Source organism: Pontibacter rugosus, assembly GCF_042678745.1.
Taxonomy (GTDB): domain Bacteria; phylum Bacteroidota; class Bacteroidia; order Cytophagales; family Hymenobacteraceae; genus Pontibacter; species Pontibacter rugosus.
Genome location: NZ_JBHTLD010000078.1, coordinates 1 through 20,221 on the forward strand (window position 1 = coordinate 1; position 20,221 = coordinate 20,221).

General features: G+C 46.5%; 16 protein-coding genes. 8 read left to right on the forward strand and 8 right to left on the reverse strand.

Translation table 11 applies throughout. The annotated features are described in order from the left end of the window. Positions 1-27: 27 nt before the first annotated feature. Complete coding sequence (locus tag ACFQ2O_RS10160) at positions 28-690, forward strand: porin family protein (RefSeq protein ID WP_377526767.1); 663 nt, start codon at positions 28-30, stop codon at positions 688-690. Between the two features lie 116 nt (positions 691-806). After that, entirely contained in the window at positions 807-1,469 is a 663-nt protein-coding gene (locus ACFQ2O_RS10165; protein WP_377526772.1) for a porin family protein, read from the forward strand. A 65-nt stretch (positions 1,470-1,534) separates the two neighbouring features. Here the strand turns inward: ACFQ2O_RS10165 and ACFQ2O_RS10170 are convergent, their stop codons facing one another. From ACFQ2O_RS10170 to ACFQ2O_RS10205, 8 genes are all read right to left on the reverse strand, one after another. Next, a complete protein-coding gene (locus ACFQ2O_RS10170) occupies positions 1,535-2,944 on the reverse strand; it encodes a dipeptidase (RefSeq protein ID WP_377526775.1) in 1,410 nt (469 codons plus the stop codon). 53 nt (positions 2,945-2,997) lie between these two features. Next, positions 2,998-3,642, reverse strand: coding sequence for a glycerol-3-phosphate 1-O-acyltransferase PlsY (plsY, locus tag ACFQ2O_RS10175; protein ID WP_377526779.1), 645 nt, complete (start codon positions 3,640-3,642; stop codon positions 2,998-3,000). Between the two features lie 163 nt (positions 3,643-3,805). After that, entirely contained in the window at positions 3,806-8,590 is a 4,785-nt protein-coding gene (locus ACFQ2O_RS10180; RefSeq protein WP_377526783.1) for a hypothetical protein, read from the reverse strand. A 22-nt stretch (positions 8,591-8,612) separates the two neighbouring features. After that, positions 8,613-9,440 carry a 50S ribosomal protein L11 methyltransferase gene (prmA, locus tag ACFQ2O_RS10185; protein ID WP_377526789.1) on the reverse strand — a complete coding sequence of 276 codons (828 nt, stop codon included), beginning with the start codon at positions 9,438-9,440 and terminating at the stop codon, positions 8,613-8,615. A gap of 8 nt (positions 9,441-9,448) precedes the next feature. Then, the gene (locus ACFQ2O_RS10190; RefSeq protein WP_377526795.1) at positions 9,449-9,805 is read right to left on the reverse strand and encodes a hypothetical protein; all 357 of its coding nucleotides are present in this window, start codon (positions 9,803-9,805) and stop codon (positions 9,449-9,451) included. Between the two features lie 95 nt (positions 9,806-9,900). Continuing rightward, the gene (gene tpiA, locus ACFQ2O_RS10195) at positions 9,901-10,662 is read right to left on the reverse strand and encodes a triose-phosphate isomerase (RefSeq protein WP_377526801.1); all 762 of its coding nucleotides are present in this window, start codon (positions 10,660-10,662) and stop codon (positions 9,901-9,903) included. Between the two features lie 887 nt (positions 10,663-11,549). After that, positions 11,550-14,357, reverse strand: coding sequence for an excinuclease ABC subunit UvrA (uvrA, locus tag ACFQ2O_RS10200; RefSeq protein ID WP_377526806.1), 2,808 nt, complete (start codon positions 14,355-14,357; stop codon positions 11,550-11,552). 300 nt (positions 14,358-14,657) lie between these two features. After that, positions 14,658-15,908 (reverse strand): MFS transporter, encoded by a 1,251-nt coding sequence (locus tag ACFQ2O_RS10205; protein WP_377526811.1) that lies wholly within the window; start codon positions 15,906-15,908, stop codon positions 14,658-14,660. Between the two features lie 373 nt (positions 15,909-16,281). Here ACFQ2O_RS10205 and ACFQ2O_RS10210 point away from each other — a divergent pair, with 373 nt between their 5' ends. The 6 genes from ACFQ2O_RS10210 (at position 16,282) to nth (ending at position 19,966) form a co-directional block, all read left to right on the forward strand. Beyond that, positions 16,282-16,722: a hypothetical protein gene (locus tag ACFQ2O_RS10210; protein WP_377526816.1), complete on the forward strand. Its 441-nt coding sequence runs from the start codon at positions 16,282-16,284 to the stop codon at positions 16,720-16,722. Between the two features lie 329 nt (positions 16,723-17,051). Next, complete coding sequence (locus tag ACFQ2O_RS10215; RefSeq protein ID WP_377526821.1) at positions 17,052-17,390, forward strand: hypothetical protein; 339 nt, start codon at positions 17,052-17,054, stop codon at positions 17,388-17,390. 316 nt (positions 17,391-17,706) lie between these two features. Continuing rightward, positions 17,707-18,087, forward strand: a complete 381-nt coding sequence (locus ACFQ2O_RS10220) for a group III truncated hemoglobin (RefSeq protein WP_377526825.1) — start codon at positions 17,707-17,709, stop codon at positions 18,085-18,087. Between the two features lie 368 nt (positions 18,088-18,455). Further along, positions 18,456-19,058, forward strand: coding sequence for an RNA polymerase sigma factor (locus tag ACFQ2O_RS10225; protein ID WP_377526830.1), 603 nt, complete (start codon positions 18,456-18,458; stop codon positions 19,056-19,058). Then, entirely contained in the window at positions 19,033-19,263 is a 231-nt protein-coding gene (locus ACFQ2O_RS10230) for a hypothetical protein (protein WP_377526835.1), read from the forward strand. The genes ACFQ2O_RS10225 and ACFQ2O_RS10230 overlap by 26 nt, the downstream gene beginning before the upstream one ends. Before the next feature lie 19 nt (positions 19,264-19,282). After that, positions 19,283-19,966, forward strand: a complete 684-nt coding sequence (gene nth, locus ACFQ2O_RS10235; protein WP_377526840.1) for an endonuclease III — start codon at positions 19,283-19,285, stop codon at positions 19,964-19,966. The last annotated feature ends 255 nt before the right edge of the window (positions 19,967-20,221 follow it).

The window sequence follows — 20,221 nt, forward strand, 5'->3', positions numbered from 1 at the left end:
AGCATATACGTTTAAACTACAACAATTATGAAGAAGCTATTATTATCATTAACAATTGCCCTGGCTACGTTTGGCATGGCGCAGGCTCAGTCGGGTTTAGGTATTAGAGGCGGAGCAAACCTCTCTAATGTTGAAGGGGATCTACAAAATGAAGACCTCTATAAAAACAAGTTTGGCTTTCATGCTGGTATCACCTTAGGAATTCCGGTTGTGGAAAATTTCTTCTATGTTCAGCCTGAGTTATTATACTCTACAAAAGGATTCAAGTATGACGATAGCGAGTATACAATCAATAATCTGTCCTATCGTAATGAAGGTAAAATTAACTCAGCTTATATCGATTTACCGGTACTAGCTAAAATTACGGCAGGCCCGATTTATTTTGAGGCTGGTCCGCAGGCATCGTATCTGTTAAGTATGAAAGATGAAACCAGAGTTTATCTTAATGATGATCTTGTTACCTCTTCAACAACTGAGTTAGATAGAGACAACATGAAAAAGTTTGAGCTAGGCTATGTGGCTGGTGTTGGGTTTACGACAGGCGGTCGCTTCAGCATAGGTGTGCGCTACAATGGTAGCTTTAACGACTTTGTTGATGATACTCCTGATAACTACTTTGGTGAAGAGAACGTTAGAAACGCCAGAAACTCAGTTTTCATGCTGACAGTTGGTTTATCTTTAACGAAGTAATTTTTCACAAGCATAAAAAAACAGCCTGACCATATGGTCAGGCTGTTTTTTTATGCCCTTAAACCAATAGAGACTGATTGCAGTAAAACAGGTAATGCTCATGTATACCTTACACTATGAAAAAGACATTACTACTTTTCTTACTTATACTAGCCCCAACACTGTGGGCACAGGCACAGTTTACCCGCTTTGGTGCCAAGGTGGGAGGCAACTTTACCCGCATGCAAGGCGATGATGGCTCTTCTGACTACTCTAATAACTTAGCGGGTCTGCACGGGGGCTTCATTGTGAGCTATGAATTTGTGTCGCGACTGGCTTTGCAAGCTGAACTGCTGTATGAGCAAAAGGGCTTTGTGTATGATGATTATACTTTGAGCACAACCGAACTGCTGCGGGGCGACCACCGGCTGCATTATGCCACCCTACCCATTATGCTAAAGATACAGAAAGGTGGGTTGTTTGCTGAAGGTGGTCCTTATGTAGGTTACCTGATAGCTGAGAATGTAGATGTAGACCGCGTAGAAAGCAGTACTGCATCAAGCCCTGAACCCGCCGTACTGGGGAGTTATGCTATAGGCATTGATGATTTTAACCGCTGGGACTACGGCTATACTATAGGTGTAGGTTTGCAGTTAGACAATGGCTTTTTCATGAGCTTACATAACACAGGGGGCCTTACTTCCTTCTCAAAAGAGCTGGATCAAAAAAACTTTGGCTTTAAATTAAGTATAGGCTACCTCCTGCGGCCCCGCACAACAGACGAAATGATGTTCCGGTAAAAGCACAAAGCCCGGCTAATGTATAGCCAGGCTTTGTGTATACTTCCAGTTTCATTCTGGAGCAATTACTTCATGTCGGCAAAGTGTTTGTAAAACAGCGGAATAGTCTCGATACCTTTCATGTAGTTAAACACTCCAAAGTGTTCATTTGGAGAGTGGATAGCATCTGTATCCAAGCCAAAGCCCATCAGCACAGAATCAAGACCTAATTCTGATTTAAACATAGCGACAATCGGGATAGAACCTCCGCTACGCACCGGCACTGGCTTTACACCAAAGGTTTCTTCGTAAGCTTTAGAGGCTGCCTGGTAAGCTGCCGAATCAGTTGGTGTTACCACAGGCTCACCACCGTGATGCGGCTTTACCTCTACCGTTACACTTTTAGGTGCTATACTTTCAAAATGCTTCTTAAACTTCTCGGTTATTTCTTCTGAAGACTGGTTTGGCACCAGGCGCATCGAAATTTTAGCATAAGCTTTAGAAGCAATCACAGTTTTGGCTCCTTCGCCAGTATAGCCACCCCAGATGCCGTTTACATCCAGAGTTGGGCGGATAGAATTGCGTTCCATCGTTACATAACCTTCTTCGCCGTGCACATCGCTCAGCCCGATAGCCTTTTTATACTTCTCCAGGTTAAATGGGGCGCGAGCCATTTCTGCACGTTCTTCCTGCGTTAGCTCCTGCACATTGTCATAAAAACCAGGTATGGTGATATGGTTGTTCTCATCATGCATAGAGGCAATCATCTGGCAAAGGATATTGATAGGGTTAGCCACGGCTCCTCCGTACAAACCAGAATGCAGATCGCGGTTAGGGCCTGTTACTTCAACCTCTACATAGCTCATGCCACGCAATCCAGTGGTGATAGAGGGCGTATCGTTACCTAGCATGCCTGTGTCAGAAATCAATATCACATCACCTTGCAGGCGGTTTTTGTTTTCGCGCACAAAGGTGGCCAGGTTTACAGAGCCGATTTCTTCTTCTCCCTCAATCATGAACTTCACGTTACAGGCTAGGGTGTTGGTCTTCACCATCGTCTCAAAAGCCTTTACGTGCATGTACATCTGGCCTTTGTCATCGCAGGCACCGCGGGCGTAAATGTTGCCGTCTTTTATCACCGGCTCAAACGGAGGTGAGTTCCAAAGCTCGTATGGGTCGGCAGGCTGCACATCATAGTGGCCGTATACCAACACCGTTGGCAGGCTCGGATCTATTATTTTCTCGCCGTATACTACCGGGTTGCCTGCTGTTTCCACTAGTTCTACTTTATCAGCTCCAGCCTCTGCCAGGCGCGCCTGCACAAATTCTGCCGTGCGTAGCACATCTGCTTTAAACTTTTTATCGGCACTCACAGACGGAATGCGCAACATATCAAGTAGCTCGTTTATAAAACGGTCTTTGTTGTCGTGAATATATTGGTTTATCATGCTGTTACTTGTGGTTTGAGTTAAAGTAAAGTTACAAAAAAAAGCCACCCTTGCTTAGCAGGATGGCTTTTCAATATCTTTTTATACTTGATATATGTTTTCTAGCGCTTGCGCCCCAGCTTAATGTTGGCTTTACTTTCTTCCCCGGTTAGCAGCCTATTAATGTTTTTGCGGTGTGTGAGCACCACTACGGCAAAGAGTATGAAGCCGAAAATAATCAGGATCGGATTCTCCGGATGGAAGCGCGGCAACAACAACAGTAGCGGAAAAGCAAGTGCCGCAATCATGGACCCCAATGACACATACTTAGAGGTAAAGAGTACTATAACAAAGATGGCAATACACATGAGGGCTACCACGGGCTCAATGGCCAGCATCATCCCCAGCAATGTAGCCACACCCTTACCACCCTTGAAGCGCTCGTATACCGGAAAGATATGCCCCAGTACACCAAACGCACCATAAATAAGCTGAAAAACGATTAATTGCTCTGCTTCTATAGCATTGAAGATAACCAGAAAGCCTGCCAGCGAAGTAGCTGTCCAGCCCTTGAAGATATCCAGTAGCATCACTACTGCTCCAGGCTTTTTGCCCAGCACACGAAAGGTATTGGTAGCACCTGAGTTGCCGCTGCCGTGCTGCCGCACATCAATGCCGTAATACGCTTTGCCTATCCAAACGGCCGAGCAGATCGAACCAATCAGGTAAGCGGCTACTGCCAGAAAAGCAATCAAAAGTATATCCATGTGTGAAATTTTAAAGTCAAGGCTGACTTACTGCCTGCTGCACCACGAGCTTACACCGGCACAAAATACGCAGCAGAAAGAAGCCCAAATATAGGCAAAACTTGATTTACTCTCCAAAATTAAGCCTTTCTTTACCTGTATACGCTTTTTGCTTGCTTACTGGTTACTGAAGGTCTATATCTATGCTTTGCTCCTCGCCCTCGTTCTTGTCTTTTTTGCGCTTCTTCTTTTTATCTTTTTTAGCGTCATCTTCCGATATAAAATCAAAGTTTCCTGTTGGCTCGTTTACCACCTGTTCCGGCATTACTTTAATACCCTCTTTGCCAGACAAGTAGGTAGTCTGGAAGTAGTTCAGGAATTGATTTTTCTCAATTGGCTGCCCCTGGTAGATGCCATACTTGGTAGCAACGCCCCGGCTACCTTTTGATTTAGAACGAACGGCTTTATTAAACTTATCATCTGAAGAAGCCATACTTAAACCATTCTCGAAGAAGCTAAAGTAGTACCAGGTATACGGGTCTGCCTGCAAGTATAAATTAACAACTGGCTCCCCGTTCATGTCCTGCTTCATCTCCAGATAGCCATCCATGCGTGCATTGATATCATCTTTCATGCTGCTGGCTACGCTAATGCCACCTTTACTGTACCAGGCTTTCTGCTCTTTTGACCACACTAAGTCTACATCATTCAGCAGCAGGCTGCGCTGCAGGTTTCTGGACAACTCCGGCAGCGGCACATACGCCAGCGCCGACTGCGCCTTATACTTGCGCGCATCCTTATCACCGATAAACTCAGCCAGCCTGTAATAGATAGTCTCATCGGCACTGTTTATACCTTCAACGGCACCAGCGGCATTGCCCCGCAGGTTTTCGGCCATGGCAGTTAATGCTTGCTTCGGCATGTCCAGGTCAAATGCCAGGAAAGTTTTGAGCTTATAAGCACTGCTATCCACATTCGCGTCACCGCTACCAGAGGCTTCTACTTTAAAGTTTTTGTTTGGCTTCAGTAAGTTCAGCTTCCCTTCAAAGTGAATGGCATTCGTCGCTTCGTTATACAACAAGACGTTCCCTTCGTACGAATCAGCATAGGCACGCGCCTCCCGGCCGATTTTAAACTCCTGCTTTTCTTTGTTGTAAGACAGCAGCCCGTCTACTGTAAACAGGTCTAAGTCTTGATCTGCCTGCTTTTTAGAAACAAAAGTGTTGTACAGCTTTGAATCAGCAGACATATGTAAGCCTGTTAGCAATGGTGTGCCATCTGTAGCTTTTGGCTTAATAATCGGGATGCGGACGTTTGCAGGATTCAGCGTGTCTTTCTTGTAAGGGAACCAATCTGAATCGGTTGGATTGCCTGTAAAATTAAGTTTCAGGTCCCCATCAAAGTTCATGTACCGGTTAGGTGCATGCAGGGTAACTTTGCCACGGTACATAATCCTCGGAAAAATGTAAAACGGCTGCCCCTCCTCCATGTTTGCAGTGGCAAACGTATAAATCGGCTTCTTTTTCTGCTGCGGGTTACCGTAAGTAAAATCAACAAATCTTAGCTTAAAGGAGTCTCCGGCTGCATTATAATAACTGTTAAGCGCATCGCCTTTAAATGCCAGCCGCGACAGCACATCAATGTTGCCGGCATACAGCTTGTGGTGCTGCTGCACTGTATCTGCCAGCACGCGGGCATTACGTAAGGTTCGTATAGTTGCATCAGCAGAGACGGCCACCTTGCCACTATCAGGTATCACATAAGTATCTGCTACAGCAATGTGAGGCACTCCTCCTGCACGCAGGGTATTGTCCTGCAAATTATACTCGCCTCTTGCTGCCATAAACTTAAGGCCTTCCTGCTCTGGGTGCTGCGAAAAGAACCAGTTACTGGCACCGTTCCCGTCTGCTTTCAGGCTTACCGTCTGCTTATTCATGTCCCAGCGGGCGCTGCTCATCGAGGTCTTGTACTGCGCCTTCGGAAATTCTATACTTGCCACCCCCTTCTGCTCGCTCTCAAAATCCACAAAGCCCTTGGTCATGTCATAGGTAAATGCCACATCCTGCGCTTTAACGGCGGGTCTTCCGGCTACATCAGACTTTACCAGCATCTGCGCATTGTTTCCGCTAAAGTCACGTTGCTTGAAGTGTAGCTTGGCAGATGTTACATTGGCTTTCTCGTTATCCAGCACACCACTTCCGTATAAACCTCCCGGTGCCAATTTAGCCACACCTTTAAAAGTGTAGCCCTCCTTATAGATGTTCATTGGGTCATTAGCCGTCTGAAGGTACATGGTGTCGGCCTGTGGCTGCCAGTTCATGTCGAAGTTCGTGATGCTGGCAACAGGATACTCTATACCGCTGCTTTTGCTTTCTGCTATGGTAGCGGTTTTGCCACCTTTTACAACAGCGCCGTTTTTAAAGTAAGTATACTTGTTCGCCTCCAGCGTAGCCGATAGATATTTTAAGGTGCCCTTGCTCTGAATACCTTCAGAGTCCATCATAATTGTGTCATATACAACTCCTTTGCCGCCATAAGCAGGCAGGCCCTTGGCTGAAGGTTGGTAGTAGAAGCCCAATGTTTCGTCAGGCATCATCTGCAGTTTAGCCTTTATTGGGGGAAAAATACCTCCAGAGTTAAACGTGCCATCAAAAGTAACGGCTCCTTTACCTGAGCTCAAGCTATCCAGTTTAAACGGTGGCATATCGAAGAAAACAGTGCTATCATAAGCTCCTCCTGCCACATCTGGGCGGGCAAAGGCTACCTGTGCTCCTTCCACGGCATCAAACTTAGGATAATCGGCCAGGTGCTTTTCACCGGACTTGTTGTTAGGCTTGTTGATGTACAGCTTACCGGAAAGCTTGCCGCTATTACTGGTTAGCACCTGATCTGATGCCTCTCCTGTTCTGGATCTGCGCTTTTTAGAAACCAGGGCAATTGTATCTAGCTTGGCCAGGTCTATAAAGAACCCATTATAGTCAAACTTAAAAGCTGTTCCTCTAAATGCAAGACGGCTGGCATAAACATTCCCGTCAAACTCAATATCCCGGTTTTTAAGGATGTGGATTTCTTCTCGGCGTGGCTCAATGTATACACTGGCGGTATCGTTATTGAAAGTGATCTTACTTACTCCTCTTACAGTAAGCTTGTTTGTTTCCAGATTGAGGGTAGCGTTACGGCCAGATGGCATCACAGATTTTATTACCAGGTGGTCATAATCATTCAGATCGCGGGATGCCCCTACATAATGCCATGCCTTTGGTTTAAGCTGTATATAACCCGAAGCCGGATCATAGCTTACATACCCCTGATGAGACATTGCTAAGGCAGCCTCACGCACAGCGGCTTCGCTTAGGCGGGTAGTACGGGCCACATCAGCGGCATAAAACGTACTTGTTTTTGCTTTAGAGCCATGCCCCACCAGTATTTGCAAAGGGTGAAACGGCGCTACCCCTACTAATTGCTGATACCGAGCGTTTGAATAGTACTCGACAGACTCAAGCTGTACCGGAATAAGTGTTTTGGTGTTTAAGATAGAAAAGTCTATTTCAGGCTTGTTCAGGTTCCAGTGTAGCCGCTCTGCCGTGATCTCTAGTTTATGGTACGTATCGAAGAAGGATGTGCGGGCATAAGGACCTTTGTCTTTGGTTAGGGTAAGGTCGTTTGTGATGCGGGAATAGCGTATCTGCATGGCCGGATGCGTCAGCGAGTCCTGGCCCTGGTAAATACTGACAGCGGAGCGGCTAGCCAGCACCAGCGAGTCTTCCAGAATATAGAACCGCGCCAACGAACGGAATTTTTTGGTGCCGTTTTGTGATACCACTATCTGCGACAAACTGCCATCAAGCGGGCGGGTGCCTACCTGGTTACCGATCAATGAAAAGCCACCTGTATAGGCTATGTTATTACCTAAGTTATTCAGCTTGGCATCATTGGTAAAAGAAGTGAATTTAGGATAAGGATAATTACCTGTCTTACGCTTGCTGCTGATCCATTCTAAAGTGCCATCTACAGGCACGGCCAGCACGGCAGGATAATTAACTTTAACATCAGCTGCCTTAAAACCGGCAAAGCTGGTGGTAAAGGAATACTTGCTTAGCTCCGCTAAGGCAGGCTGCTTGTTTACTTCCCATTTATACTCTCCTCCCTCGCCTACAAACACATTGTTCGACAGCATAAGCTGCCCATTTGTGTTATGAATAGCTGTTGAATCCCAGGCTGTCACGAACATAAGGGTAACTTTGTCCAGCTTCAGGACAGGGCCAGACACCTTGGGCATGGCAGGTATAAACTGCTGCTTCAGGCTCTCTTTCCGTTTCTGTGCTGCTTTTTGCTTATCTACTTTTTTGGGTTGCTCCACTACTGCGCCCCAGCCATCATCTGCCAGCACTTCGCCTTGCTCATTAACTTCATCATCCCACGAGATGTTTCCCCAGCCGTTCGCCTCGCTGGCATTATCATCAGTAGCTTTGCTCGCACCTTCATAAGCAAAGCTAAAGCTGCCGCCAGTGGCAAGCAGCTTGTAGTGTGCATTCTGATACAGGCGGTTCTGACTCAGGTAAAGGCTGGTTGTGCTCAAAAACTGCTCTAACTTCTTGCTATCCTCGTGCTGTATAGCTTTAGACGTAACCTCCAGCAAGTTATCGAGCTGGTTAGGGCGCAGGTTCTGCTGTTGTATACCGGCCGTTAGAGTCGTAAAAAAGTTAGCGAAATGCGGGTTGGCACGGAAACGCTTGCGGTACATTTGCTGCGCAATTTCCATCACCTCATTTTTCTGGGCAGCAGACAATTTACCGCTGTTCCATACTTCATCCAGACTGGCAGAAAGTGCTTCGGCATTTTCAACCTTACCCGCCAACAGCATCGCCTTTACCTCGCCCACAAAGTTAGCAGGCTCTTTCGAAAGCTTTGTTTGTGCCTGCGCTGTCAGGACTGTCAAAAATAATAGGAAGGGTAAAAGTTGTTTCATATGGGTACTAGTAAAATGGTAATTAGGCTTTGAATAAGGCAGACACCCAGTTGTTTTTTACACGATGGGATTGATATGCCAGCCCTAGCTCTTCGCAGCGCTGCTGCAGTACAGGCAGGTCTTCGGTGTAAAAGCCGCTTAGCAGCAGCCAGCCCTGTGGCTTTAGCACTGCTTTATAAGCAGGCATGTCTTCTAACAGAACATTTCGGTTGATGTTGGCAAGTATAATATCAAAAGGTGCTTCGCCTTCAATAGTCTCAGCTCCGCCTAAACGCACATCTATACTTACGTAGTTGTTCAACTCGGCATTTTCGCGGGCATTCTCTACTGTCCAGTCTTCTATCTCCACGGCCACAATCTCTGCTGCTCCTAGTTCGCCAGCCATAATGGCTAAGATTCCGGTGCCGCAGCCCATGTCCAGCACGCGCTTGTTCTGGTGGTTCAGCGTTAGCTGGTTCTCAATCATGAGGGTGGTGGTTTCGTGGTGGCCCGTGCCGAACGACATTTTCGGGTTAATCACGATGTCATACTTCGCATTGGCTGGCTTCTCGTGAAACGAAGCACGTACGGATACTTCTCCGCCAATAAACAGCGGCTCAAAGTTGCGTTCCCACTCTTCGTTCCAGTTCTGGCGCTCGATCTTCTGGACCGAATACGTTGCCTGCACAAAATCAGTATAGCGGCTAAGGGTGTCGTCCAGGTCCTGCTGGCTATACTTGTCTTCTTCGATGTAGGCACTGAAGCCATCTTCTGTCTCTACAAAGGCATCAAAACCCAGCTCTCCGAGCTCGGCTGTCATGATGTCCGCAAAATCTGCGTTAACGGTAAGGGTTACTTCTATAAAATCCATGGTAAAAATTAGTCGCGGCAAGTGGCAATAGCCCGCACATCAGTAAAGTGCACGGTAAAATCAGCTAAATGAGGTTTGTCTGTTACATACAGAATATGAGAGGCAAAGGCTTTGTTCGGGGTGATGTACCAGATAGCAGGGGCATCGGCAAAAAGCTTGTTGCTTTCACGGAATACAACCATATCGGCAAAGGCCTCTTCTTCACCAATAAATACAATGTGGGAGGCGGTACTTCTGTACATCGGATCCCGCTCTAAGTACACAGCACCGTATACTTGGCAATGGTTACGACCTGCTGCTGAAACAGCCGGAGCAGGTTTCAGGTAAGGCAGCAGCGATATCCATAACATGAACAGTATCTGCATAATTATAAATTTGTTCTGATTTAGGCCCAATTTACGAAAAAAGGCTGCTAATCAAGTAGATCAGCAGCCTTTTTTGTACTTTATCTTTACTCTTTCTAGAAAGACTTGATAATATCAGTGAAGTCTCGGGACTTGAGAGAGGCGCCTCCAATCAGGCCTCCGTCCACATCAGCCTGTGAAAACAACTCCTGCGCATTGCCAGGATTACAGCTTCCTCCATAGAGTATGGAAGTGTTGTGGGCAGCCGCTGCATCAAACATTCGGGATAGCTGCTCTCTAATGTACTCGTGCATTTCCTGCGCCTGCTGGCTGCTGGCCGTGCGGCCGGTGCCAATCGCCCAGATCGGCTCATATGCCACTACCACCTGATCAAACTCCTCGTTGCTGAGGTAAGAAAGACTATCGTGCAGTTGTTTGCCCACATACTCGAAATGGCGCTCAGCATCGCGTTCTTCCAACGGCTCGCCACAGCAGAAAATTGGTTTCATGCCGTTGGCGATAGCTGCTTTCAATTTTTTATAGAGAGTCTGCGCATCTTCGTGGTGGTACAGGCGGCGCTCACTATGTCCGATTATCACGTACTCTACCCCTACTGACTTTAACATGGCTGCCGACACCTCACCGGTATAGGCGCCGCTATCATGTTCACTTACATTTTGTGCAGCTAAATGCATTTTGCTGTTACCCTGCACCAGCTTTCCTACGCTTTGCAGATACGGAAAAGGAGGCGACACAATAACAGTTACATCACCGTTTACCTCGTCTTTCACCATATTTTCGATCTCTGATACCAGCGAAAGCGCCTCCTCGTAGGTTTTGTTTAGTTTCCAGTTTCCTGCAACGATTTTTTTTCTCATGTTTTATCTTTTTTGATGATAGCTATACTTGGTTTAGCAGTTAAGCTGCTTTACGGCAATATAGGAAAATTTGGTGTATACGCCTGCTGGAGTTTGTATGTGTTGGTTAGAAGTATAGCATGATGAGCTATGGTTGTTTTCTTCTTTCGCTCCTTTTCTGATGAAAACGCGCTCCGCTGACGCGAGTTTTCAACTCGTGTCTTAGAATGATGTTGAGTTTATAACTCAACTGGCTTGAAAAGCCATACTTGTATAGCGGCGGATTAGTATTAGTCTAACAGGTGCAAGTGTCCGCTTGTGCCCTTGGCTGCCTCTGTAGCTACAGCTTTTGCATCTTCATATAAGCTATCCTTACTAGCATCCGTTCATCCTCCAGCTCACAAATACTCCTTGTTGCACCTTTTGCTTTGGAGCCCTCAAGGCCGGGAGGCCTCGTCCTCGGGCATCGCGCTGTGTAGCCTTCCTTTGCTACCCTTCGGTCGCAATGCCCTTACGGGCACCGGAACTCTACAAGGCGCTCAACCCAAGGACTGGGAACAACTCAGATAGCCAGCGCTGATGCAACTTCGGCTAAATCCCTCCTCTGTTTTTAAGGGAGGGATTTATTTCCTGTAGGGACAGGTGGCTCTACCACCAGCCATAAGGGTTGTATTTCAGCAGCGGAAATTACAGGCTCCCCTCCTTGGACAACGGCTGCAACATCAACTTAGAAATAGTGACAGCCTTACCACCAGACGCTCGTGGGACCTTCGGACGCCACGAGGTCTTTTGAGCTATAGCAGTTGTTATCCAATCCTGTCCATCCATTAATCCTGCAAAGCCTTATTAAGTATAAAAGGCCGCTGCATGTATACTTGCAGCGGCCTTTTATACTTAATATTTAAAGCTTACAACCTACCTTTCAGGAATCTGGCTGTATCGTTATTTTCTAACTTTGCCATTTCTTCCGGTGTGCCTTCAAACAGCAGGTGACCTCCGTTAGTGCCTCCTTCGGGGCCGAGGTCAATGATCCAGTCGGCACATTTCACGATGTCCATGTTGTGCTCGATGATGACAACAGTATTGCCGTTTTCGATGAGCGCGTTGATGGACGTAAGCAGTTTGCTGATGTCGTGGAAGTGCAGGCCAGTGCTTGGCTCGTCAAAAATGAACAGGATATTTTCCTGGTGCGGCTGTGCACCTTTGGTTAAGAAGGAGGCTAGCTTTACGCGTTGCGCCTCACCACCCGATAAGGTATTGCTCGACTGACCTAAGCGGATATAGCCTAACCCAACATCATTCAGCGGCTTCAGCTTCTCGATAATCTTTGGCTGATTCGCAAAGAACCCAAGGCTATCGGCAATGGTCATGTCCAAAACTTCGGAGATGCTCTTGTCGTTATACTTCACATCCAGCACGTCGTGCTTAAAGCGGTTGCCATGGCAGCTTTCGCAAGTCAGGTAGATATCAGCCATAAACTGCATCTCTATCTTTACCTGCCCCTCGCCCTGGCATACTTCGCAGCGGCCGCCTTCAATGTTGAACGAGAAATGGGATGGCTTAAAGCCGCGCGATTTCGCCAACGGCTGATCTGCGTAAAGGGTACGGATGGCATCATACGCCTTCACGTACGTTACCGGGTTAGAGCGGGAGGATTTACCAATTGGGTTTTGGTCCACAAACTCTACGTGCTGAATTTTACCGTAATCACCGCCCAGCTTATCAAATTTACCGGTTGCCTCTGCTGTATTCCCATGCAGTTTTTGCATGGCCGGGTAAAGTATCTTCTTGATCAGGGTTGATTTACCGGAGCCACTTACACCTGTTACCACCGTCATCACACCTAGTGGCACTTTCACGTTCAGGTTCTTGAGGTTGTTTTCGCGGGCACCGCTTATCTCAATAGCATTGCGCCACTTGCGTCGCTGCGTTGGAACCGACACTTCCATGCGGCCGCTCAGATACTTAGCAGTATACGTATCCCCATGCTGCGCAAGCTCGTCAAATGTGCCCTGAAACATCAGGTTTCCACCACCCGAACCTGCTTCTGGTCCGATATCGATTAATTGGTCTGCTGCACGCATCATCTCCTCTTCGTGCTCCACCACGATTACGGTATTACCGATCTGCTGCAGCGTACGAAGTACACCAATTAACTGCTCAGAGTCTTTCGGGTGCAGGCCTATACTTGGCTCATCCAGAATATACATAGATCCCACCAAAGCACTACCTAATGAGGTAGCCAGGTTTATCCGCTGACTCTCGCCACCGGATAAGGTATTGGAAAGGCGGTTAAGGGTAAGGTAGCCTAAACCGACACGCTCTAGGTAACTCAAGCGGTTAGTGACTTCCATAACCAGGCGCTCTGCCACATTCTGCTCATGCTGCGTTAGCTCCAGGTCTCGAAAGAATGGTAGCACCTGCGTAATCGGCATCAGCACCAGGTCGGTTATACTTTTGCCGCCTACTTTTACGTAGCTGGCATCTTTGCGCAGGCGTGAGCCACGGCACTCCGGGCAGGTGGTGCGGCCACGGTAGCGCGACAGCATCACCCGGTACTGTATCTTGTGCGTCTGCGATTGTATTTCTTTGAAGAAGGCATTGAGGCCAGAAAAATATTTATTTCCGTTCCAAAGCAGCTCCTGTTCCGCCTCTGAAAGCTCGTTGTAAGGGCGATGAATCGGAAAATCAAACCGGATACCATGCTTGAGCAAGGGCTGCAGCCACTCGTTCATTTTATCAGAACGCCAGGGCGCTACGGCTCCTTCATACACTGTCAGGCTCTTGTCTGGTATAACCAGATCCGGATCTATGCCCAGCACACTACCGAAGCCTTCGCAGGTCTGGCAGGCACCGTAAGGGTTGTTAAAGCTGAAGAAATTAACAGAAGGCTCCTCGAACACCATTCCATCTAACTCAAACCTATCCGAAAAAACACGTTCCTCGCCATCCCCAAACAGCACACGGCACTCGCCGTGGCCCTCAAAAAAAGCGGTTTGCACAGAGTCCCCAATGCGGAATTGCAGGTCTTCATCGTTCTTATAGATGACTGCCCTATCTACTAAAATATAAACCTGCTTGCCCAGCTTAGTCTTCTTTTGCTCCAGCAGTTCCTCTATAAAGTATACCTGCCCATCAGCATAAATACGGGAGTAGCCTTTCTGCAACAGCAGGTCCAGCTCTTTGGCCAGAGTGCGCTCTTCCTGTAGGCGCAAAGGAGCAAGGATCATTACACGTGCCTCATCCTCTAAAGAGAAGATAAAGTTCACCACATCCGTTACCGTATCTTTTTTCACTGCTTCTCCTGAAACAGGCGAAAAGGTTTTGCCAATGCGGGCGTACAGCAGCTTCAGGTAATCATAAATCTCAGTGCTGGTGCCAACGGTAGAGCGGTTATTTTTTATACTTACCTTCTGCTCGATGGCAATAGCCGGACTGATACCTTTGATGTAGTCCACATCCGGCTTATCCATACGGCCCAAGAACTGGCGGGCATAAGAGCTTAAGCTTTCTACATACATGCGCTGCCCTTCGGCATACAAAGTATCAAAAGCCAAAGAAGACTTACCGGAGCCGGAGAGGCCAGTAATTACAATGAATTGATTGCGGGGCAGAGCTACGCTCAGGTTTTTCAGGTTATGCACCCGTGCCCCTTTTATAATAATGTTCTGGCGAGCGTCGAGTTCGTCGAGGTTATAATCTGGAATATTTGCCATACAAAGCGGGCCGCCACTGGCTATAATGCCAAACAGCAGCCTGTTCTCGTTTAAGTTTGATCTGTAAAGTTACAAATAGCTAACCTCATTTTGAAGGCCTTTGTTGCAGCCACTGAGGCTAATTGCATCTTATCTTAACACGGCTGCAACTAAATAGGTTTACCTGCCGCACATCATACATATAACTTTTATGCAGGCAATAATAGCATGAATTGCCACTACAGCTGTTAGCACCTGCATGCATAGCCTTAGTAAGAACATGCAGCCGAACCATATTTATACTTGCCGCTTAAGCGCAGGCTACGCCGGGTCCAGATCCAGGGCACGTAGTTTATCTGCCTTGAATGCTGTTACACCTACAACTACCAATGTCATGACACCGCCAAATACAACGGCTGGCACTGTTCCCATCAGTCTGGCGGTAAAACCAGATTCGAAGGCACCTATTTCGTTTGATGAACCTACAAAAATGTTGTTCACAGAAGATACGCGCCCCTTCATGTATTCAGGAGTTAGCGTGTGAATAAGAGTGGAACGGATGATAACGCTTATACTATCAAAAGCACCGCTGAGCGCCAGAAGCCCCATAGACAGCCAAAAGTTTCTGGAGAGTCCGAACAGCACAATGCAGACACCGAAGCCTGCCACGCACCACAGCATCTTCTTGCCGGCGTTTACCGATATGGGGCGATAAGCCATGACAATAGCCATCAGCACAAAGCCTACGGCTGGTGCCGCGCGCATGAATCCTAAGGCCTGTGGGCCCATGTCCAGAATATCAGAAGCAAAAACAGGAAGTAAGGCTACTGCCCCGCCAAACAGCACCGCAAATAAATCCAGCGAAATAGCACTAAGTATAATCTGGTTGCTGAAGACAAATTTTATCCCTGAGCGCAGGCTGTCTATCATGTTTTGGGGATCTGCATTCTCAGGCAGTGGCTTATTTCCGATAAAACTAAAAGCCACTAACGAGAGTGCTACCAGTGTGGCATCTGTGACATAAGCTGCAGTAATACCATAGAAGCCGTAGATAAGGCCACCCATAGCAGGCCCTGCCAGTGAGGCCGCTTGCCAGGTGGTGGTGCTCCAGGTAATAGCGTTAGAATACAGCGCTTTGTTAGCTACCAACTGCGGCATAAATGAAAACACGGCCGGCCCCATAAAGCCTCTGGCAATACCGCTAACAAAGATAACCCCATAGATAGGCCAGGCACCGGAGGTAGAGAGCACCTGGCTGATATCCAATGTAAAGTATAGCAAAACCGCAGAGCACAGCATGAGTACCGAAATAACAGAAACGATGATTTTTTTCCGTTCTACCACATCGGCAATGTAACCAGCATATAAAGACACAATGATGGAAGGCAATGCCTCTGCCAAACCGATAAGCCCCAAGGAAAGCGGATCTTTGGTGATATCGTAAATCTGCCAGCCTACTATTACTGCCTGTATCTGCATGGCCAGGGTTATACAAAGCCTGGCTGAAACATATAATCTGAAATCCGGAATCCGCAGAACCGCATAAGGGTCGTGCGTGCGCTTGCTACTCATGGGCCTGTCTCGCTTGTTTTCAAATGCAAAGCTACGGCAAACCACCATCTGTTTAGAGCTTCATCTGTCAGAAACTTATACTTTGTTCTGACACAGCTTATTGCTTGTTATCCTTATTCTGCTGATCTGGCAAACCAGCATAAGTAGCTGCGGCTTAACTCCTCTAAGTTGCACGGCACATATCTATATTTTAATATCTGCGTATAAGTGTAACTTCTGGCAGTTTAAGTGTTGCTTTGGCAAGAAACAGAGCTGCGGGAGCGTTATACTCTTTTAGACTCTGCAAACTAATTGTTATGGCGTTTATGTAAGTATGTATAGGCTTTATATACATACTGTGAACGTATGGCCTTAACTTTTATAACAAGAACCTATGGCGGTCATCGATAATGTGGAATTCCCTTTCCTGAACCTCACTTTACGAAGAGACTTAGATGTTCTTTTTTGCCGATGGCACACCTTTGTAACTGCTCCCCAATTTCATGAAGGATATTGGGCCGCCCTAAGGCTAGCGAAAAAACACCATGCCCGCTTTTGGCTTCATGACCTCCGCCTCCGCAATAACTCCACAGAGGCAGAACGCGAGTGGTATGACAGAGAATTTGTGCCTGCCCTAAAGCAACAGCTACCTTATGGCCTTACTATCGCCTATTTGATGTCGCCAATGCAACGGCAGCATATCGTTTCAGAAACTACTCCGGTATCTGAAGTAATAAATTACGAAGGGGTATTACAGGTACGTTATTTTGAGAATGAGCATGATGCCCTTGAGTGGCTACATGCATGCCGCATACGCACTATTCCTCTACATTGATTGTTGAACCTATACATAGAAGGCGGTTCTTCAGAATTGGCTTGCAATAAGTTATACCTATAGAAGCCAATTCTGAAACTAAGCTGATCGTATTAAAGTATATCATTTCACCCCTTTTTTAGTTTTTTGATCTGAGCGCTGCGCTGCCTCCCGGGGTGATATAGTAGGCATGCATAACTTTACTGTTACTATTCTGTTACATTACAGGCGCTTACATTACTATTGTGTAAACTATAATTTTTCAAGACAACGCCAGCCTTTAAGCCTCGTAAATTAAAGCCTGTAAGACGTTGACAAATATTTATCGAACATTTAAATACATTTATTCCATGAGATTACTGGACATCAGAGATTTGTTGGGTAACATCGAGCGAAAGGTGTCCCAGCAGGAAATAACAACAGACGAAGACGTGACGACATATGTTAACACGGAGATCGCAAAAGCCATCAACCTGAAGTATAAAAAAGAAAACAAGGTTGAGGAGAGTGCCCTTAAAAACATATCTTGCACCACGCTGGAGTGCTACCTGGACCACCTGAAGGATGTTGAGGCAAAACTAAAGAAGCCGAACAACATTTCCGCTCAATGCAGCCCCGTAGAAGAACGCGATATAAACCGCAGGCTGTTACTTATCTTAAACAGGCTGAAGAGCTATAAGAGAAAATAACCTTCTACAGCATTCATTTAATTCATTATCCTTCGTTAAGATTCCTCAGCTCTTTCGAAGGATTTTTTATGCCTTATACTTTCGGCTGTCGCCGTAGTGCTGGTATCCTCCTGTTCATTCCTATCAATTCATTTCAGAGCTTCCGGTAAAGCTGATGCATATCATATTTAATGCAGAGCTTGCTTTATACTTTTGTCTATACAGCCCCGCCTGAGTTAGCGGCTGTGCTATCAAAAACTGTTACAGATCACAACTACGCCAACACCCATAATAATAGCATTTGCTATAGGTGCTGGTGCTGTATACTTATACCAACATGAAGAGAGACATAGAAAACGAAGAAGATGTTAAGCTGCTGGTAGACACGTTTTATGACAGCGTAAATCAGGATGAGTTACTGTCGCTGGTGTTTAACGATTTTGCAAAAGTGAACTGGCAGCATCACCTGCCGATAATGTATACCTTCTGGAGCTCGCTGCTGTTTGGCAGCATGGCCTACAAAGGGCAGCCTTTCCCGAAGCACCTGCGCCTGCCAGTAGCGCGAGAGCATTTTTCGCGTTGGATCGCATTGTTTACCCAAACAGTGGATAGCCTGTTTGAAGGAGTAAAAGCAGAGGAGGCAAAGCACAAAGGCAAGAGTATTGCACGTATTTTCCAGATGCGGATGGGCCTGTTAACATTGATAGACCAGGAATAACCACTATAAGCAGATGCTTGACGGAAGGGGCAGTAGCAAGAGCGCTACTGCCCCTCTTGCGTTATAAGCGCTGGATTTAGTTTGTTAGCTGTTTCAGGAACCATTAAACCTGAAATTTATATGCACTGTACCTGGGATTTACATTAAAACATTCTTTTATAGGAGTAAATATTTATCATTTGGCGCAACGCAGGCAGACACCTGTAAGTATACGCTGTAGCAAATTTTTCACGGAATAGCAGCGGCGGCTATTGCACATGTAGAAGCCATTACCTATATTTGATTTACACTTCCATAAAAAATTGTCTAAACCTAGTAAACGCAACAATATGATATAAAGCTCTACGTTAACTTTATGTAGCTTTAAGATGAATACAACTACCCAGATGAGCGATTCCGCATTGGTATCCCTCTACATCGCAGGTAATGAAAGTGCGTTCGAACAGTTAGTAAACAGACATAAAAACAAAGTCTACACTACTATTTTATTGATTGTAAAAGACTCGTTTACAGCCGAGGACCTGATGCAGGATGCTTTTATAAAAGCTATCCATACCATGAAGGGCGGGCGCTATAACGAGGAAGGCAAGTTTTCTTCATGGATATGCCGTATTGCCCATAACCTGGCCATCGACCATTTCCGTAAAGAGAAACGTAGCCCGATGATTACGCTGGACGACAGCAGTAGCGTGTTTAATACTATTTCTTTCTCTGAAGACTCCGTGGAGCAACAGCAGATTAAAGAAGACACGCATACTCGTTTGCGCGAGCTAATCCAAACGTTGCCCCAAACGCAGCGTGAAGTGCTTATGATGCGCCATTATGCAGAAATGAGCTTTCAGGAGATAGCAGACGCAACTGGCGTAAGCATCAACACTGCCCTTGGTCGTATGCGCTATGCGCTTATCAACCTGAGGAAGAAGATGCTAAACCATAATATTGCGTATGATAAAAACCTCTACTCAGAATGAGCTGATCCAGTATGTGTACAACGAGTTGGCCGATGACGCCTGCGCGCAGCTGGAATCAGCGTTTATGCAAGATAACGAGTTGGCCGAGGGTTGCTCTGATTTGCTAATGTTCCAACAGCTGCTAAACGAGGTGACTCAAACACCTGCCAAACGTGCAGTTAATAACATTTTAAGTTACTCAAAATCCTTAAGTTTGCAGTCTTAACCGACTGCAAACTTTTTTTATGCTAAAGAAGGAACGTTACAGGCTCCTGATTGACTACTTTACTGAGCATTTCCCGGAGCCGGAGACAGAACTTGCTTACACAAACCCGTACGAGCTTATACTTGCCGTGGTACTGAGCGCCCAGTGCACCGATAAGCGCGTGAACATGGTTACGCCTGCCCTTTTTGAGGCATACCCAACGCCTGAGCATCTGGCTGCTGCCACACCCGAAGAGATTTTCCCATACATTAAAAGCATCTCATACCCAAATAATAAAGCCAAACATCTGGCTGGCTTGGGAAAGATGCTGGTGGAGCAGTTTTCCTCTGAGGTACCAAGCACTGTGGAAGAGCTAGTAAAGCTACCGGGTGTGGGCCGCAAAACGGCTAACGTGATAGTGTCGGTTATCTGGAACCAGCCTGCCATGGCCGTAGACACGCACGTCTTCAGGGTGAGCAAGCGCTTGGGTTTAGTGACCAAAACTGCCAAGACTCCGCTAGAGGTAGAAAAACAATTAGTTTCTAACCTGCCCCAGGACCTGGTGTCGCGTGCGCACCATTGGCTTATACTGCATGGCCGCTACATCTGCGTATCCCGCCGTCCTAAGTGCGAAGAATGCCCCCTCACCCACTTCTGCGCATTTTTCCAAAAGAACTTCCCGAATATCCCGGATGATCCGGAGAATAAACTAGGTGGACTATAGAGGGGTTAAACAATTTATGTTTGTTAGCAGCCGATATGTTGTATCTTATCAGTAGCAAAAGCGCTGTACCTGCTGGGAGCAAAGTACTCCAGCTAAAGGGCCAATAACCGGAACAGCTCCTTATATACTATAGTTATGTGGCAGTTAAAATTATGAACAGAACAATCTTACTGATTTTACTTTCCATTTTCATATCAAGTTGTGGTATGAAAACTAAACATGATTTGATAGAAAATTACGAAAACAATACATCTG

Coding starts and splice junctions, on each gene's coding strand:
- ACFQ2O_RS10160 (WP_377526767.1), top strand. CDS start 28: ATGAAGAAGCTATTATTATCATTAACAATTGCCCTGGCTACGTTTGGC.
- ACFQ2O_RS10165 (WP_377526772.1), top strand. CDS start 807: ATGAAAAAGACATTACTACTTTTCTTACTTATACTAGCCCCAACACTG.
- plsY (WP_377526779.1), bottom strand. CDS start 3,642: ATGGATATACTTTTGATTGCTTTTCTGGCAGTAGCCGCTTACCTGATT.
- ACFQ2O_RS10180 (WP_377526783.1), bottom strand. CDS start 8,590: ATGAAACAACTTTTACCCTTCCTATTATTTTTGACAGTCCTGACAGCG.
- prmA (WP_377526789.1), bottom strand. CDS start 9,440: ATGGATTTTATAGAAGTAACCCTTACCGTTAACGCAGATTTTGCGGAC.
- ACFQ2O_RS10190 (WP_377526795.1), bottom strand. CDS start 9,805: ATGCAGATACTGTTCATGTTATGGATATCGCTGCTGCCTTACCTGAAA.
- tpiA (WP_377526801.1), bottom strand. CDS start 10,662: ATGAGAAAAAAAATCGTTGCAGGAAACTGGAAACTAAACAAAACCTAC.
- uvrA (WP_377526806.1), bottom strand. CDS start 14,357: ATGGCAAATATTCCAGATTATAACCTCGACGAACTCGACGCTCGCCAG.
- ACFQ2O_RS10205 (WP_377526811.1), bottom strand. CDS start 15,908: ATGAGTAGCAAGCGCACGCACGACCCTTATGCGGTTCTGCGGATTCCG.
- ACFQ2O_RS10210 (WP_377526816.1), top strand. CDS start 16,282: ATGGCGGTCATCGATAATGTGGAATTCCCTTTCCTGAACCTCACTTTA.
- ACFQ2O_RS10215 (WP_377526821.1), top strand. CDS start 17,052: ATGAGATTACTGGACATCAGAGATTTGTTGGGTAACATCGAGCGAAAG.
- ACFQ2O_RS10220 (WP_377526825.1), top strand. CDS start 17,707: ATGAAGAGAGACATAGAAAACGAAGAAGATGTTAAGCTGCTGGTAGAC.
- ACFQ2O_RS10225 (WP_377526830.1), top strand. CDS start 18,456: ATGAATACAACTACCCAGATGAGCGATTCCGCATTGGTATCCCTCTAC.
- ACFQ2O_RS10230 (WP_377526835.1), top strand. CDS start 19,033: ATGATAAAAACCTCTACTCAGAATGAGCTGATCCAGTATGTGTACAAC.
- nth (WP_377526840.1), top strand. CDS start 19,283: ATGCTAAAGAAGGAACGTTACAGGCTCCTGATTGACTACTTTACTGAG.